The organism is Polaribacter sp., assembly GCF_965656025.1.
In the GTDB taxonomy this organism is placed as follows: Bacteria; Bacteroidota; Bacteroidia; order Flavobacteriales; family Flavobacteriaceae; genus Polaribacter.
This window is the reverse complement of sequence record NZ_CBFHJT010000059.1, coordinates 4,778-20,496: the sequence shown is the minus strand read 5'-3', so window position 1 is coordinate 20,496 and position 15,719 is coordinate 4,778. Positions and strand designations below refer to the sequence as shown.

Here is a 15,719-nt window from a genome sequence, read left to right as displayed (position 1 = left end):
ACGGAAAACATTTTCCTGGTCATGGAGATACTGCTGCAGATTCACATCACACATTACCGCTTTTAAATTTTGATTTGGCACGATTAGATTCTATAGAATTATACCCATACAAAAAAACCTTCGACGTTGGTTTGGCAAGTGTTATGACAGCACATTTAAACATACCCAGTTTAGAAAGTGATGCTAATTTACCAACATCTTTATCTAAAAGTGTAGTAACAAATTTGTTACAGCAAAAGCTAGGTTTTCAGGGGTTAATTATTACTGATGGCTTAAATATGAAAGGAGCCACAAATTATGCAACTTCTGCAGCAATAGATTTGGCTGCCATACAAGCAGGTAACGATTTGTTGTTAATTCCACAAGATGTGCCAGCTTCTGTTTCATTAATTAAATCGGCTTTAAAAACAGGTACTTTAACAGAAGAGCGTTTAGATTTTTCTGTTAGAAAAATTTTAAAAGCAAAATATTGGGCAGGTTTACAAAATTACAAACCAATCGTTTTAGAAAACTTACAAGAAGATTTAAATAGAGTTTCAGATGAGTTGTTGCATAGAGAATTGGTAAAAAAATCATTAACAGTTTTAAAAAATAATGAGTTAAAATTACCTATAAGAAATCTAGAAAACAAGAAAATTGCCTATGTAAAATTAGGAGATTCAGAAAACAGCGCTTTTGTAAACATGCTTAAAAATTATACAAAAGTAGATGTGGTTTCTGATAAAAATTTAAACGGAATTATAAAAAAACTAAAACCATATAACTACATCATTATTGGATTTCATAAATCTAATTTACATCCTTGGAAAAGCTATAAGTTTTCTAATAAAGATTTAGTTTGGTTGCAAGAAATTGCAAGAGAAAAAAAGGTAGTTTTAGATGTTTTTACAAGTCCATACAGTTTGTTACAAATAAAAAGTTTCGAAAACATAGAAGGTGTTGTAGTTTCTTACCAAAACAGTAAATTGGCACAAGAACTTTCTGCGCAAATGCTATTTGGTGCTTTTGAGGCAAATGGAAAATTACCAGTTTCTATTGGTAATCATTTTAAAGAAGGTTTTGGCATTACAACTTCTAATTTAAGTAGGTTTGAGTATACCATACCAGAAGCAGTGGGTATGTCTTCTAAAAAATTAGCACTCATAGATAAAATTGCAGATACCATTATCAATGAAAAAATGGCACCAGGTTTTCAAGTTTTTGTAGCAAGAAATGGGAAAGTTGTTTTAGAAAAAAGTTACGGTTATCATACATTAGATAAAAAAATACAAGTAAAAAATACAGATGTCTACGATTTGGCTTCGTTAACAAAAATTTTAGCTTCTTTACCTTTAATAATGAAGGCAGAAGAAGAAAAGAAAATGCCATTATCTGCAAGTTTAAGAGATATTTTACCGAGTTTTTCTAACTCTAATAAAGATACAGTAACCGTTAAAGAAATCTTATCGCATTTTGGGCGTTTAAAAGCTTGGATTCCTTTTTACGTTGCTACGCAAGACAGTGTTTCGCATAAAAACTTACCATCACTTTACAGAAAAAAGAAATCAAACACTTTTAATATAAAAGTGGCAGAAAAACTCTTTTTAAACAAAAACTATAAAGACAGTATTTACAAATACATAAAAGATGCAGACCAAAGAGATAGCGAAGGTTATAAATATAGCGATTTAGGCTATTACCTATTTAAAGAAGCATTAGAAAAAAAATACGAAAAACCACTAGACAAGTTGGTAGACGAGGAGTTTTATAAATCTTTAGGAGCAGACAGAACTACGTATTTACCTCTCAAAAAATTTACCAGAAACGAAATTGTACCCACAGAAATAGATACTTATTACAGAAATCAACTTTTACAGGGTTATGTGCATGATATGGGTGCAGCCATGTTAGGTGGTGTGGGTGGTCATGCAGGTTTATTTGCCAATGCAAACGATGTTGGTAAAATTATGCAAATGTATTTGCAAAAAGGGTTTTATGGAGGTGAACGCTATTTAAAATCAGAAACGATAGACAAGTTTAATCACAGGTATTTTTCAGACAAAAAAGTGAGAAGAGGGTTAGGTTTTGATAAACCACAGCTTAATCCAGACGTAAAAGCCACTTGTGGTTGTGTTTCCGAAGAAAGTTTTGGGCATTCTGGTTTTACAGGTACTTTTACTTGGGCAGATCCCAAAAGTGGTTTAGTCTATGTGTTTTTGTCTAATAGAGTGTATCCAAATATGGATAATAGAGGACTTATAAAAAGTAATATGCGTACCAAAATCCAGCAAGTTATACAAGATGCTATTATAGAATAAGATTTTTTTTAGAAGCTATTTCCAGCTTTCACTACTCGCTTTTTTCGTGCCTCAAAAGAGCTCAAACAAACCGTTCAATCTGGGCTAAACCTGTTTGCTAATCAATTGTTTTAAGAATTACTTTTTGTATTTGTAGGAGCTAATTTTGTATACGTTAAAATGAGTAATAAAGAAATTATTGTGTAACAAAAAGAAATTTTAGCCCCATAAAAATAAGAAATTAACCAAGTTTGTAAACCTAAAAAAATAGGAACTGTAATCGCATTTACAGCAAAACGAAACGTGTCTACAAACTCTATTTCGTCTACTTTTTTAGCAACTTGTTTCCAAATTACAAAAGGAATTAAGTTATTTAAAATCAAAATATAATATAAAAATCGGAAGTTATTTTTAATAGGATTTTTGGCTGGTGGAAACTCTTCATTTTCTAAAATTTTATTTACTGCTAAAACATCCGTAAAATCTACTTGAGCGCTGTTTAGTTCTGCTAATTTTTGGGTATAATTTTCATCATTGACAATATGTACAGTCAATTCTTTCAGTTGAGCACTTACAGCATTTTTAATTTTAACAATAGCTGTAATCAATTCATCTTTTTCTAAAAAAGAATTTGCTAGTATAGGTTTTCCATAATTGATAGCGACTTTACTGGGGTATGCAGTTGAATTTTGATAAGTAATACCCACAGGAATGATTGTTATTTTTAAGTTTGGATATTTTTCTAAAGCACCAAAAACAATTCTTGTAAAGCCTTTGCTAAGTGGTCTAATAGTTCTTCTACAATCATGGCTACCTTCAGGAAAAATTAAAAGAGTCTCCTTGCGTCTAAAAATCTCAAAACAATCGTTAAAAATGGCTTTGTTTTTCCCTAGTTCTTTAACGCCATCTCTAATTCTGTAGATGGGCATTAAATTTAGAGTACCCAAAAACTTTTTGATAATTGGCTTTTTAAAAACGGCAGCCCTTACTAAAAAATGATTTGTTCTTGGGTTGTTTGTGGTAACAAATAAAGGATCTATCAATCCATTTGGATGATTTGCCATAAACAATACAGCACCTTTTTTAGGAATGTTGTTTTTACCAGTAACTTTTATTTTTTTTGCATAAAAAAACAAACTCGTTTTTAAAAAACATTTCCATAAGAAATACCAAATACCTTTCACTATACTTATTTAATTGTTATAAAATTATGCAACTTTATCTTTCATTAAACTATTTTGCTCTTTTTTTCTTCCCCAAAAAGTTGCAAGCGCCATTCCAGAAAAAACATCCCAAATACCCCAAAAAGCAGCTAATAAAGCCATACCACCTAGACCTTCAAAAAAGCCAAATATTAAAAGCAAACCCAAACCTCCATTTTGTATACCAGTTTCCATAGCAATAGTTTTCATGTCTCTTTTGTCTAAACCAAAACTTTTTGCGGTATAAAAACCTAAAATAAAAGCAAAAATATTGTGTAAAATTACCAGATAAATTACATGGTGAATATGATTTACAAATACCTCTAAATTTTGAGAAAATGCAATAAAAATAAGTGCAATAAAAACCAACATAGATAATGGTTTTAGTACTTTTTCTATTTTGCCTGCCATTTCAGCATGGTAATGCTTAATTAACATTCCAAAAAATAGCGGGATTCCTAAAATTAAAGAAACCAGTTTTAATAAATCTACCCAATTTAATTCTACTGTCTGTAAAATAGCATTTGTAGGTTCATACAAACTACCCCAAAATTGCAAATTAAAAGGTGTCATAAAAATACAAATTAAAGTTGCAAACGCTGTTAAACTAACAGATAAAGCAGCATTGCCACCAGCCATTTTACTAAAAAAGTTAGATACGTTTCCACCTGGGCAGGCTGCTATCATCATCATGCCTAAAGCAAAACTTGGATGTGGTTTTATAATTAAAATTGCTAAAAAAGTAAATGCTGGTAATAAAATAAATTGCGATAAAACACCTACAAAAAGTATTTTAGGGTTTTTAAAAAGTCTCTTAAAATCGTCTATAGAAATACCCAAAGCTACCCCAAACATAATAATTGCAATTGCAATGTTTAATACCCATAAACCACTGCTGTCGAAATTTATTTTTATAGAATCGATGTCTATCGAGTTTTGCATGCTTTGGAAATCAATTTTAAAGATTTTTTCATTTTTGCTAACTGCTAACTGCTAACTGCTAACTGCTAACTACTAACTAATTTTTAAAGGCAAATTCAATAATATTTGCACCCATTTTTAGGGCTTTTTCTCTTACACTTTTTGGATTGTTGTGTATAATTGCATCTTCCCAACCATCGCTTAAATCGGTTTCATAATCATAAAACACCACCAATCTACCTTCATAAAAGATACCAAAACCTTGTGCTGGTTTTTTATCATGTTCGTGTATTTTTGGGATACCATTTGGGAATTTAAAAGATTGATTGTAGATAGGATGATTGCTAGGTATTTCTTTAAATTCTAATTTCGGAAACACCTTTTTTATTTCGTTTCTTATATATTTATCCAAACCATAATTGTCAGAAATATGTAAAAATCCACCAGAAATTAGATAATTTCTGAGGTTTTCTGCTTCATCATCAGAAAAAAACACGTTGCCATGACCTGTCATAAAAACAATAGGAAAGTTATATAAATCTTCGCTAGAAACTGCAACTGTTTGTGGATTTTTAGAAATGTTTGTGTGAATATTGGTATTGGCAAAATCTACCAAATTAGGTATGGCAGTTGGGTTGCTGTACCAATCTCCACCTCCATTATATTTTAAAATGGCCACATCTTGGGCGTTTGTTTGTAGCAATAGCAAACAAAGAAAAAAAGTAAAAATATATTTCATAAAATAAATAGTTCTCGATACAATAACTAGAAATCATATTTGGTTTATTAGAGCAAGATAGCAAAATCGATATTATTTAAAACATTTTCTCTCAATAAAACTTTATGAGAATCTCTTCTTTTTAATAACAATATTTTTTGCACGAGTTCAGCGTAAAAAAAACGCCATTAAAATCTTAATAGCGTTTTTTGCATTTCACTTCTTTATCAATTATTTTATATTTCTAAAAGATGGTGTAATACCTAAATCGCTTAGTGCAATAATAAATGAAACCACAATAACTATTCCAAATGTAACCAACGTCAAACCAGTTGTTTTTAACCAAGAAAAATTTCTTTGTTTAATTGTTATAATATCAGAAATTGGTATTGCTAAAGTTTCATTTATTTTTTTTACCGTTAAAATTTCATTTTTATAACCTATTGGTTTGCCTTTTAATTTTGTGCTATTTTTTAGCTCAATTTTTACTTTGGTTGGATTTACTTTTTCGTATTCTTTTATATCAAATGTTTTATAAGAATAACAACTTTGAAATAAAATTAAAATTGATAGTATGTGGAGGATGTTTTTCATTAGAAATTTCTTTGAAATATTAAATTATATGCAACCAAATTGGAAATATGATTTAAATTGGTATTTATGTTTACACCAAAAGAAGATTTTTCACTTAAATAAAAAAGCATTTTAAATTTTGAAGGAAAAGCAAGCGAAATAGGTGTGATATGATTTTTATTATCGTCTGCATTTTTAACAATTTTCCATTTCTGTCCCTCATTTTTATAATAACTACCTCTGAAAACTCCTATTCCAGCATGAAATTCTAAATGCAACCATTTAAAAATAGTAATTTCCCTTCCATATAAAAGGTCAAAGGATAAATTATATCGTTCCCCCAAATTATAAAAGCCAATATCAAAACCTCTATTCAAAGAAGATGTGAATAAGTTTTTCTCATAATTTGCTGTAATATCTGCACTCGCATAAAAATTTGCATTACCATTTTCACCACTATAAGGTTGAAAACCACCTAATGCAAATGAAAAAGATTTTAGTTTTATTTTTTTCTCTTGCGTATAAAAAGTTACCGATTTTAATAGTAAAATTAGTAGTAATACATTTTTCACAATATTTATCTTTTAAAAGTTTCAACCAAAAATAGAAATCAATTCAAAAACAAGAGTCCAGAATTTCTTAGTTTTAGAAAATTCTGGACTCATTTGTAAAATCTTGGACTCATTTTAAGTAATATGATTTTTTTTTGGAGATTCTTATATTCTTCTATCGCTCAATATGATAAGTTGTTTTTTTAGAGTTTGTGTGTCATTTCGACGATAGGAGAAATCTCACAGAAGAAATTTATATTATTTTAGAAAGGATTTTTGATATTCTGCAGGCGTAAAACCAGTATGCTTTTTAAAACTGGCATAAAAACTTGACTTCGAATTAAAACCAGACTCTAAACCAATCGAAGTAATGGTGTAATTTTTGTATTCTTCGTGAATTAGAAGTTCCTTTGCCAAGTTAATTCTAAACTCATTTAAATAATCAGTAATGTTTTTACCAGTAAATAGTTTAATGGTATTTGATAATTTATAAGCACTAACATCTACTTCGTTTGCTAAGAATTCTGCGTTTAATTTAGGTTCTATAAATAGTTTTTTATCTTGAATTAAAGTTTCAATATTATCGAACAATACTTTTTTATCTGCGTCTTTTTCTTCATTATTTTGAGAGATGTTTTCCTTAATAGCTTCAAAGTTTAATTTTTTTCTAAGGTGTTTACGTTCTTTTAAAAGTCTTAATTGTATTATGGTTTGGTAACCAATCCAATAAATTAAAACGGTTGTTAGCACACGTAATGGGTAATAAGAGTAAATAAATTCTTTAAAATCTAATGCAACAGTGATTGCCAAGGCAACAATCCAAAAAATATAGGTTAACAAACCTAACTTGAAGAAAGTATAAATCCATTTTAAATTATCAAAAGACAGTATTTTGGTAAATAATTGTTCTTTTTTTGATAAAATATGAAAAGAATATCCAAAAATTGCTAAGGAGACAATTAAAGAAAAAATTTCTTCTATAGAGGTATATTTTTCAAACAAATAGTTAATATCAGAGGTGTTTTTATCACTAAAAATAGAAACAAAACCAATTCTAATTCCTATTACGAGTATAAAAATAGGAAGTATAATTTTTAATAGGTTTTTACTCTGTTTTTCTATTTCTAAATAGTGGATTAAAAACATGTAAAAAAAGGGCGCAATTAAAAAATGCCAAGGTATATGTACATAATCTAAGAAGAAATATTCTACAAAAAAGTTTTTAGCAAGAATCCAAGATTGAATATTATTTAAAGAAATAATTAGCACCAATAAATTGATAAATAACATGCTTTTTTCTCTTCCTTTTTTAGAAAAAAAGATGATGGTACAAAACAAAAAACCGTGTAATGCACTTATTAATAAGAACAGGTTGAAAATTTCTTTTACAGACAATCTATAGCATTTCTTACAAATATAGTAATTTCAATAAAAAAACGCCATTATTATCTAATGACGTTTTAAACTTTTATTTTTTTTTCGAAATTTAATTACCTCTCATGGGTGTTATTATGTGTCCACCACCATTACCCCCAGTAGATTGATTGGTAACATTAAATAGTTGGTACTTGAAATTGGTGCAACCACATTGGTTTTGCATCTTTACACCAATATTTAATTGCCCACTGCTAAAAGGTTTTACATCTATGATACTGGTATCATTAAAATTTCTAACCATACTATTGGGTACAGACCATTGGTAAGTTAAACCAAAACTAGGGTCATTGCCCATTAACTCAATTGGAGGTATAGGATGCACTACTTTTAATTTTGTCCATTGATTTGCATAGAAATTGTAGCTACCTAAAATACTAATACTTAAAAAATTAGGGTTTGGTATGCCAACCCAAACTACTTTTTCTATAAATTTATTTTGTTCTTGAATATATGCTTTTATGTAACCTATTGCATCATTTGTGCTATTAATAGCGGTTACAGATACACTATTATTACTGAAAGATTGTATCTGTATATTAGGTGAGGTACTCCAAGTAATATTATAGCCACTACAAAAGTTTGGGATATCTAAATTATATGTATTTGTTTTATTTTTACAAACTGCTAAATCTCCCATAATATCTTGATTTTTAAAAAGATCTACATTAGGCTTTTGAGGATTACCTTTTAATTCTTCTAAAACCCAAGGAATATTATTTGAGTTTAAAGTAATATGAGCTTCATTTGTATTTGGAGCATAATAACTATGAAAAGGTGTTTCACCTGTGCAAACTAAATTTCTGTTATCTAATCTTTCTCGCCAAAGTTTATTTGTGCCTGTAAATGCTAAAGCACTTTTTGTTGGAATAAACGAAGGAGAACCTTGATGTAAATTTAGATATATAGAAGAATTTAAATTATTTAGTATTAATGGAACTAGTAATTTAACTGCTAATTTTGCTGGTGCATCAGTTATATTAAACATAGCATTTGCAGCACTACCAGAATTTGCATTAGTTAGAGGTAAGTTAATACCTAAAAAGCTTTCGAATTCATTTTTCATGTCAAAAGTTCCACCAGGGGCATTATCTAAACTTCCTCTACCAGAATTGTCAACTAAATATGCAGATTTTGTGTTTTTAAAGAATAAAAACCTCTTATAACGTTCGAAGATTTTATGCCTACCACCATCGTGAGTCGCAAATGTTTTTATTTTATACCTACCCAAACTTCCCAATAATGTTCCAATTACTTTTACATTAAGATCTAATTCAACCCCTTTTGGTGTGCCTTGTATAGACCCACTTGTACTGCCATTAATTAATGCTAAGTTTCTTGTTTGTTGAGGGAAACCTAATGTATTTAATAAATTCTTAAAGGTGTTTCTTGTGGTATATGTTGGCTCAACAACTTGGGTAAGTAACATTTGTCTTGCAGCTGGTGTTTTTAGCATTTCTACTTGATCTAACTCCATAAAGTTAAAGAAATACTGTAACCCAATAGGTATGTTTGCCCCTAAATGTGGGCTATCAAAACTAACCCAAATGTCTGCATTATGGTTTTGATTGGCTTTTTCCATTTGGGTTAGGGCTACTCTACTAATTAAGCCTCCCATACTTGGCCCTATTATTTTTAGTTTTTCTGTACTGCCATTTGTAGCAAGTTCTCCATTTAACTTGTTTATTAATGCTTTTAGTACATTAGCATTACGTTCTACATAATCTGCACCTCCATCTCTATAAACATCATAATTTATACTTACATTTTGGTTTGTTAGCGGGTGTATAAAATTATAACTGTCTGTACCTATCTTATACTTAGGAAAATTTAAAATAACAACATCAAAACCTGCTTTTTTAAATTTATTCATATTCGCTTCCTTACCATCATTGTCAATTAATTTAACAATTGAACCTTCATTTTTATCAATTTTACGCTCATCTCCAGGGTCAAACCCATCTAAAATAATTAGAGGTTTTTGTAGATTGTTTCTTTGATTGCCATTAGCATCTTCACCATAAAATACTTGGTATTCTCCTCTACCAAAACAATTGCCATTACAATCTGTAGGTTCATCATAACCTATAAAGGCTTCTGTTGCATTAATATCTGTTGGAGTATTGCTTTTATACAACACATTTTGGATGATAACATTAATAGTAGCATTGCTAATTAATTGTTGATTATTGTTTAAGGTAGCTTTAAACAGAAGCGTTTTTAAACCAGAACTTGCAAAACTAAAACTAAAATTAGGTTGTGTTAAGGTGCCATTTTGTACAATGGTTTTGGTAACATTATTGTAAATTACCTGTAAAGTAGTAATGTTGGTAGTGGCTTGTTGTACACCCAACGTGCCAAACTGAAAATTTACAGGCGTGTTTGCAGGTGTTTTAATACTACTTTCTGTAATTGGGCTTGCTAAAAATAAGTGCTTATTTTCATAAGGCGATGCTGTGGTTGCTCTGTTTCTAATTGCTAATTGATTAATAGTGGTTCTATCTTCTTCTAAATCTGTTAATGCAGTGTTGGTAAATTGTGTAAAATCTAAATGTAGAAAACCAACAGGGATAAAACCTTGATTTTGATAATGGGTCACCAATTTGTTAAAATCTTTTAAAGCAATATGTTTGTTGGTGGGTGTTGCTCTAGCATCATACAATTCTTGCCAAGCACGTTTAAAATGTGTGGTGTTGGTTTCCATTATAGTGCTTGTTTCTCTTAAATTAGCCAAAGGCATTACTCTATCATACAAAATGGAGTTTTTAAATAGATTTGCGTCTGCTTGTAATAAAGGAGCTAGTTCAATAGCACTTTCTTGTTTGTACGTAGTTATGTTTTCTAACTGTTGTGCTATCATAGAAAATGGTAGCAAAAGCCAAAGCAATAAAATTGTAATTTTTTTTCATAATTTTGTGTTTTAAATGTTAATTATTTCTGTTGATATTTAATTTTATGAGCAGTAGTTACAGCTACTGCTTTTTTTTAATTTGTTCTACTGTCAAGTGATAGGTTAAATTTTCCATTGGTTACTTTTAATTCATCCCCATTATCATTGTATAAAGTGCATTCAAAAGTTCCTACAGCTTTAGTTTCATTATATTCAGTAAAAGTAACATTACCATTATTTTGATTATCTTTTGTGTTATAATATATAAGTTCATTTTGTACAATCATCCCTGAATGAGAGAAATCAAAGGTATCGCCAAGTTTCTCGTTTAAAATATTACTACCAATTACAGTATTAATTGTTGTAATTCTAATTGCATATTCACCTCCTGTATATATACTAAAAACTTTATCATCAAATTCATAAGTCCAATAAAAAGGTCTAATATCTCCACCACCTATGCCAGTGCCAGCAGAAGGTATATAAAGTTTTCCATTTACGTAACAAGAAAAAGAATCGTTACCTGTGGAGTCGTTAGTATTGGTGTTGTCTTCACAACTAAATAGTGTTGTTATAAAAATTAATAGTGCTGTTTTAAAAAATAAATGTTTCATAATAAAAGGGTTTTAGTGTTAAATTGTAAAATTATTGTATTTAAAAGTTTTTAGAGTCCAGAATTTCTAGATTTGTGGAATTCTGGACTCATTTATTTTTAAGTAATTGATAGTTAATTAGTTAAAAATAAAAAATTTTTAGGTTTGTGGGAATTCTGGACTTATTTTAGAAATTTTGGGGGCATTTATAGATACAGTTTGTCATTCCTGCGTAGGCAGGAATCTATAAATAATTAGATAAAAAAGTTATGAATAATCAACTTAAAAATTACTTCTTATAAAAGTTAATTTTTAGATATTTTGAAAGATAGTTTAGATTCCTGCCTACGCAGGAATGACAAAAAAAAGGAAATTTTATTCGTTTACAAAAGAAACCACACTCACAGCCACTAAACCAGCCGTTTCTGTTCGTAACCTGCTTTCGCCTAAAGAAATAGGAGTGTATTTTTTATCCAAGGCTTTTTTGATTTCAGTTTCAGAAAAATCACCTTCTGGACCAATTAAAATAGTGGTTTTTTCGGCGGGTTTTACAACAGCTTGTAAAAGATTTTTATTAGTATCATCTTCACAATGTGCAATACAAATTTGTCCATCAAAATCTTGATTGATAAACTCATTAAATTTTACAGGGGCATTTAATTTTGGCAATGTAAATTTTAAAGATTGTTTCATGGCAGACTGAATTATTTTTTCAAAACGTTCTGTTTTTACAACTCTACGTTCTGAATTACTGCAAATAATAGGTGTAATTTCATCAATACCAATTTCTGTAGCTTTTTCTAAAAACCATTCAGTTCTATCATTGTTTTTTGTAGGTGCAATGGCTATGTGTAAGTAATAATTCCAAGGTTTTGGTTTGGCTTCATGTTTTATTATATTGGCAGCACATCTTTTATCGTTTGCAAAATTAATTTCAGCATCAAACAAAAAACCTTTTCCGTTGGTTATTTTTAAAATATCGCCTTCTTTTTTACGTAAAACACGTACAATATGTTTGCTTTCAATATTATCAAAAGTAATTTGTTTTGTTTCTGTAGAAATGTCTGAATTATAGAATAATTGCATGCCTTAGGTTCTGGGTTCTTTTTTAATATTCAAAGTTAAAGAAGTTTTTTGAATAGTTTCAAAATTTCAAAGTTGAGATTTCTCCTTTTGTCGAAATGACATTCTTTAGAAATTTTGATAATTGTATTTTTAACTTCCAATTTAGACTGTCCAATGATTTAGAGAATATTCTTTCGATACGTTCTTCTTCTTTTATGAGTTATAGGCTTAAAATCTTCCCATATTTTTTTTATGGCTTCATTATCTTCTAACTCAGGAGTTCTTATACAATTTATAATGCCTTTTTTAGCAAATGTTTTGGTGTATTGGTCAAAAATAATAGCATGTACCCCTTTGTTTTGATAAGCAGGATCTACACCAATCAAATAAAAAGTAACGTCTTTGGCATGTTTTCTAGCATTCAATAAATAAAACAAACCAAATGGAAATAATTTACCTTTTGCTTTCTGTAAAGCTTTAGAAAAAGAAGGCATTACAATGGCAAAAGCTACTAATTTATTCTCTTTATCTACCACAAATTTTATGTATTCTGGATTGATAAAACTAATGTATTTTTTCTTAAAAAAGTCAATTTGAGCATCAGAAATAGGTACATAAGTAGATAGTTTAGAATATGATTTATCAAACACTTTAAACATTTCATCCACATAAGGTAAAATGTTTTTTGTTTTGGTAAAATCTAAAGCTTTTAGTTGCAGTCTTTTCTGTAAAATATTACTAATTCTACTGTAATATTTAGCATTCACATTTTTAAATTCAAACTTATTTTCTAAATATTCTTTTTCTTTTACAAAGCCTAATTGCTCTAAATGCTCTTTGTAATAAGGATGATTGTACCAAGTAATCATAGTACCAATATGATTAAAACCATCAATTAAAACTCCAGTTTTGTCTAAGTTATTAAAACCCACAGGACCTTCTAAGTATTCAAGGTTATTTTGTTTACCAATTTCTGAAACTTTCTTTAGTAATTTTTTGGTTACTTCTATATCATCAATTGCATCAAACCAACCAAAACGCATTTTTTTAATATTTTGTTTTTCTACTTCAAACCAATTGATAATGGCTGCAACTCTACCTACAATTTTTTGATTTTTAATGGCTACAAAAAACTGTGCATCCGCATTTTTAAAAACAGGGTTTTTTTTGGGGTCAAAATTATCAACTTCATCTTTAATAATAGGAGGTACCCAGTATTTGCTGTTCTTGTAAAGTGAAAAAGGAAATGTAACAAACTGCTTCATTTCCTTTTTATTTGTTATTTTTTTGATTGTAATCATCACAAAAAAGAGTTTCTAATTATTGCCATTTTTTTTCTTCTTCTTTTCTTCCTTTTTCATTTCCTCTTCTAGTTCTTTAATTTCTCTTTCTAGTTTTTCTATTTCAGTTTCTTCTTTTTTCTTTTTGCTGTTTTTTTCTTTCTTTTTACCAAATAAACCCAAAAAGCCTCCTTTTTTTGTTTTCGTTTTTCTACTTCTTTTAGGTCTTGTTCTTGTTTTTTTATCTTTTTTCTTGAAAATACGAAGCAATCTATAAAAAAAACTATTTTGTTTTTTGTTGTATCTCGAAATAGGAGTGTCTTTTATTTCTAAGCCATTATCATCTAGTTCTTTAAAGCTGTCATTGTGTTTGTTAATTCTGTAAGAAACACCCAGGCTAGCATAAAAACCTTGCGCTTTTCCTTCAAAAAGCATTCTTGCAGAGGTATTAAATTGTAAATCTCTGCTATATAAATACGCAAAACCTAAACCAAAATTTATGTTGTTTTGGTATTCTTGAAAAACAGTTTGGTTCTCAAAAAAAGCAGACCATCGATCGCTAAAATTTTGAGTAGCTGTTATAATGTATGAAAATTCGGCAAAATCGCTACCAATATTATCGTAAATAATATTGGTAATTAAATTAAAATCTCTGGTTAAATTGTGCTGTAATAAAATACCTGCTTTTGGTGTAATGCTACCTGTTTTGTGGATATCGTTTACAAAATCGGTATTCATGCCTAAATAAATAGCAACAGAAGGTATCAACCTCTTTCTATCAAAAGCATTTCTTCTTTTCCAGCTTCTAACTTCTTTAGATTTGTCTTCATATTCTTGTTGATACAATAAATACTTTGCACCAATTGTGGCTCTACTTAATCCCGATGTAAAATAATGAGATGTAAAAATATTTTTAAAGGCAACTTTATCTCTTTGGTAACTTAGTTGTGTGTTTAGTTCTAATCTTTCTAGTAAAAAACTGGTTCTAAAAAGTAAATCGAAACCAAAAGATTGTGGTCTAGAAAATGTGGGTTCTATAGTTGTATTTCTTAAAAATAGGTTGCTTTCAAATTGATAAACACCAGTGCCAACACTATAAGGACTTTCTGAAAAACCAGGTTTGTTAGAATTAATAACATCTGTATATTGCGCATTTACAGTAATGTAGCTTGTAAAAAAGAATACAAGCGTAAGTTGTAATTTTTTTAAGTTCATATGTACTGTAAAGGGTTTACATTTTAAGTCTAACATGCTACACAAACATAGGATAAAAAAGCTATTTTATAAAGGCAAACCCTACTTTTTTAGCTTTAAGAAAGTTTTATAGATTCATAACGCCTCAATTGTATTCAAATTGTTATTTTTGATATATTTTTTAATTATAAATTTTAATGGGTTTACTTAAAACAATCTTTTTTATTCTCATATTTTATTATGCTTTTAAATTTTTAGCAAGACTTTTTGCGCCTTTTTTAATGAAAAAAGCGGCAGAAACTATTCAGAAAAAAGCAGAACAACAATTTAGAGGACAACACACACAACAATCATCTACAGTAAAAGATGGTGAAACAATTATAGATAAAAAACCTGGTAGCCAACAAGAAACTAAAAAAACTGTTGGAGAATATGTGGATTTCGAAGAAATAGACTAATAGCTATTTTTTATTTATAACATCAATCAAAAACTAAAAACCTTGAAATTTACCAAGATATTTCCATATTTAATTGCCATTGTAATTTTTGCTCTGGCATCTGTAATTTATTTTCATCCTGTTTTAAAAGGACAAAAATTAAATCAGTCAGACATTACTCAGTTTAGAGGAATGGTAAAAGATATTAATGATTATAGAGCAGAAAACAATGTAGAACCTTATTGGACAGCAGCTTCTTTTAGTGGAATGCCTGCTTACCCTGTAAGTGCTTATTATCCTAATGATTTTGTGAGAAGTTTAGATAAATTATTACGCTTTTTACCAAGACCCGCAGATTATACTTTTTTATATTTTTTAAGTTTTTTTGTATTAATGATGGCACTAAAAGTAGATTGGCGACTGGCAATTTTAGGAGCTTTAGGTTTTGGTTTTTCCACTTATTTAATCATTATTTTTGGAGCAGGCCATAATGCAAAAGCACATGCAATTGCATATATGCCATTAGTTTTAGCAGGAGTTTTATGGGTTTTTCAAAAAAGATTTGTACTTGGTTTTATAGTTACA

13 protein-coding genes and 1 pseudogene are annotated in these 15,719 nt (G+C 29.1%); 3 read left to right on the top strand and 11 right to left on the bottom strand.

All coding sequences use genetic code 11. From position 1 onward, the window contains the following. A partial coding sequence (locus tag ACTG3S_RS11055) for a serine hydrolase (protein WP_439129415.1) occupies positions 1-2,297 on the top strand: 2,297 nt, incomplete at its 5' end. A gap of 110 nt (positions 2,298-2,407) precedes the next feature. On the opposite strand, the gene ACTG3S_RS11050 is transcribed toward ACTG3S_RS11055, so the two are convergent. From ACTG3S_RS11050 to ACTG3S_RS11000, 11 genes are all read right to left on the bottom strand, one after another. Then, the gene (locus ACTG3S_RS11050; RefSeq protein ID WP_439129414.1) at positions 2,408-3,412 is read right to left on the bottom strand and encodes a 1-acyl-sn-glycerol-3-phosphate acyltransferase; all 1,005 of its coding nucleotides are present in this window, start codon (positions 3,410-3,412) and stop codon (positions 2,408-2,410) included. A 72-nt stretch (positions 3,413-3,484) separates the two neighbouring features. Then, positions 3,485-4,420, bottom strand: coding sequence for a bile acid:sodium symporter family protein (locus tag ACTG3S_RS11045; RefSeq protein WP_439129413.1), 936 nt, complete (start codon positions 4,418-4,420; stop codon positions 3,485-3,487). A gap of 76 nt (positions 4,421-4,496) precedes the next feature. Continuing rightward, positions 4,497-5,138, bottom strand: a complete 642-nt coding sequence (locus ACTG3S_RS11040) for a DUF4159 domain-containing protein (protein WP_439129412.1) — start codon at positions 5,136-5,138, stop codon at positions 4,497-4,499. Positions 5,139-5,348: 210 nt separating this feature from the next. After that, positions 5,349-5,711: a hypothetical protein gene (locus ACTG3S_RS11035; RefSeq protein WP_439129411.1), complete on the bottom strand. Its 363-nt coding sequence runs from the start codon at positions 5,709-5,711 to the stop codon at positions 5,349-5,351. After that, positions 5,711-6,262 (bottom strand): hypothetical protein, encoded by a 552-nt coding sequence (locus ACTG3S_RS11030; protein WP_439129410.1) that lies wholly within the window; start codon positions 6,260-6,262, stop codon positions 5,711-5,713. Before ACTG3S_RS11030 ends, ACTG3S_RS11035 begins: the two co-directional genes overlap by 1 nt. 237 nt (positions 6,263-6,499) lie before the next feature. After that, entirely contained in the window at positions 6,500-7,636 is a 1,137-nt protein-coding gene (locus ACTG3S_RS11025) for a helix-turn-helix domain-containing protein (RefSeq protein WP_439129409.1), read from the bottom strand. Positions 7,637-7,727: 91 nt separating this feature from the next. Then, positions 7,728-10,535, bottom strand: a complete 2,808-nt coding sequence (locus ACTG3S_RS11020; RefSeq protein ID WP_439129408.1) for an alpha/beta hydrolase — start codon at positions 10,533-10,535, stop codon at positions 7,728-7,730. A gap of 125 nt (positions 10,536-10,660) precedes the next feature. Beyond that, the gene (locus ACTG3S_RS11015; RefSeq protein WP_439129407.1) at positions 10,661-11,179 is read right to left on the bottom strand and encodes a hypothetical protein; all 519 of its coding nucleotides are present in this window, start codon (positions 11,177-11,179) and stop codon (positions 10,661-10,663) included. Positions 11,180-11,533: 354 nt separating this feature from the next. Continuing rightward, complete coding sequence (locus ACTG3S_RS11010; protein ID WP_439129406.1) at positions 11,534-12,244, bottom strand: 16S rRNA (uracil(1498)-N(3))-methyltransferase; 711 nt, start codon at positions 12,242-12,244, stop codon at positions 11,534-11,536. 158 nt (positions 12,245-12,402) lie between these two features. Beyond that, positions 12,403-13,524, bottom strand: a complete 1,122-nt coding sequence (locus tag ACTG3S_RS11005; protein ID WP_439129405.1) for a GTP cyclohydrolase — start codon at positions 13,522-13,524, stop codon at positions 12,403-12,405. Positions 13,525-13,539: 15 nt separating this feature from the next. Further along, positions 13,540-14,718: a transporter gene (locus ACTG3S_RS11000; RefSeq protein WP_439129404.1), complete on the bottom strand. Its 1,179-nt coding sequence runs from the start codon at positions 14,716-14,718 to the stop codon at positions 13,540-13,542. Between the two features lie 176 nt (positions 14,719-14,894). Here ACTG3S_RS11000 and ACTG3S_RS10995 point away from each other — a divergent pair, with 176 nt between their 5' ends. Together ACTG3S_RS10995 and ACTG3S_RS10990 are read left to right on the top strand one after the other, a co-directional pair. Then, positions 14,895-15,155 (top strand): DUF4834 family protein, encoded by a 261-nt coding sequence (locus tag ACTG3S_RS10995; RefSeq protein WP_439129403.1) that lies wholly within the window; start codon positions 14,895-14,897, stop codon positions 15,153-15,155. A 42-nt stretch (positions 15,156-15,197) separates the two neighbouring features. Further along, positions 15,198-15,719, top strand: a pseudogene (locus ACTG3S_RS10990) (hypothetical protein); the annotation flags it as partial.

Coding starts and splice junctions, on each gene's coding strand:
- ACTG3S_RS11045 (WP_439129413.1), bottom strand. CDS start 4,420: ATGCAAAACTCGATAGACATCGATTCTATAAAAATAAATTTCGACAGC.
- ACTG3S_RS11040 (WP_439129412.1), bottom strand. CDS start 5,138: ATGAAATATATTTTTACTTTTTTTCTTTGTTTGCTATTGCTACAAACA.
- ACTG3S_RS11035 (WP_439129411.1), bottom strand. CDS start 5,711: ATGAAAAACATCCTCCACATACTATCAATTTTAATTTTATTTCAAAGT.
- ACTG3S_RS11020 (WP_439129408.1), bottom strand. CDS start 10,535: ATGATAGCACAACAGTTAGAAAACATAACTACGTACAAACAAGAAAGT.
- ACTG3S_RS11015 (WP_439129407.1), bottom strand. CDS start 11,179: ATGAAACATTTATTTTTTAAAACAGCACTATTAATTTTTATAACAACA.
- ACTG3S_RS11010 (WP_439129406.1), bottom strand. CDS start 12,244: ATGCAATTATTCTATAATTCAGACATTTCTACAGAAACAAAACAAATT.
- ACTG3S_RS11005 (WP_439129405.1), bottom strand. CDS start 13,524: ATGATTACAATCAAAAAAATAACAAATAAAAAGGAAATGAAGCAGTTT.
- ACTG3S_RS11000 (WP_439129404.1), bottom strand. CDS start 14,718: ATGAACTTAAAAAAATTACAACTTACGCTTGTATTCTTTTTTACAAGC.
- ACTG3S_RS10995 (WP_439129403.1), top strand. CDS start 14,895: ATGGGTTTACTTAAAACAATCTTTTTTATTCTCATATTTTATTATGCT.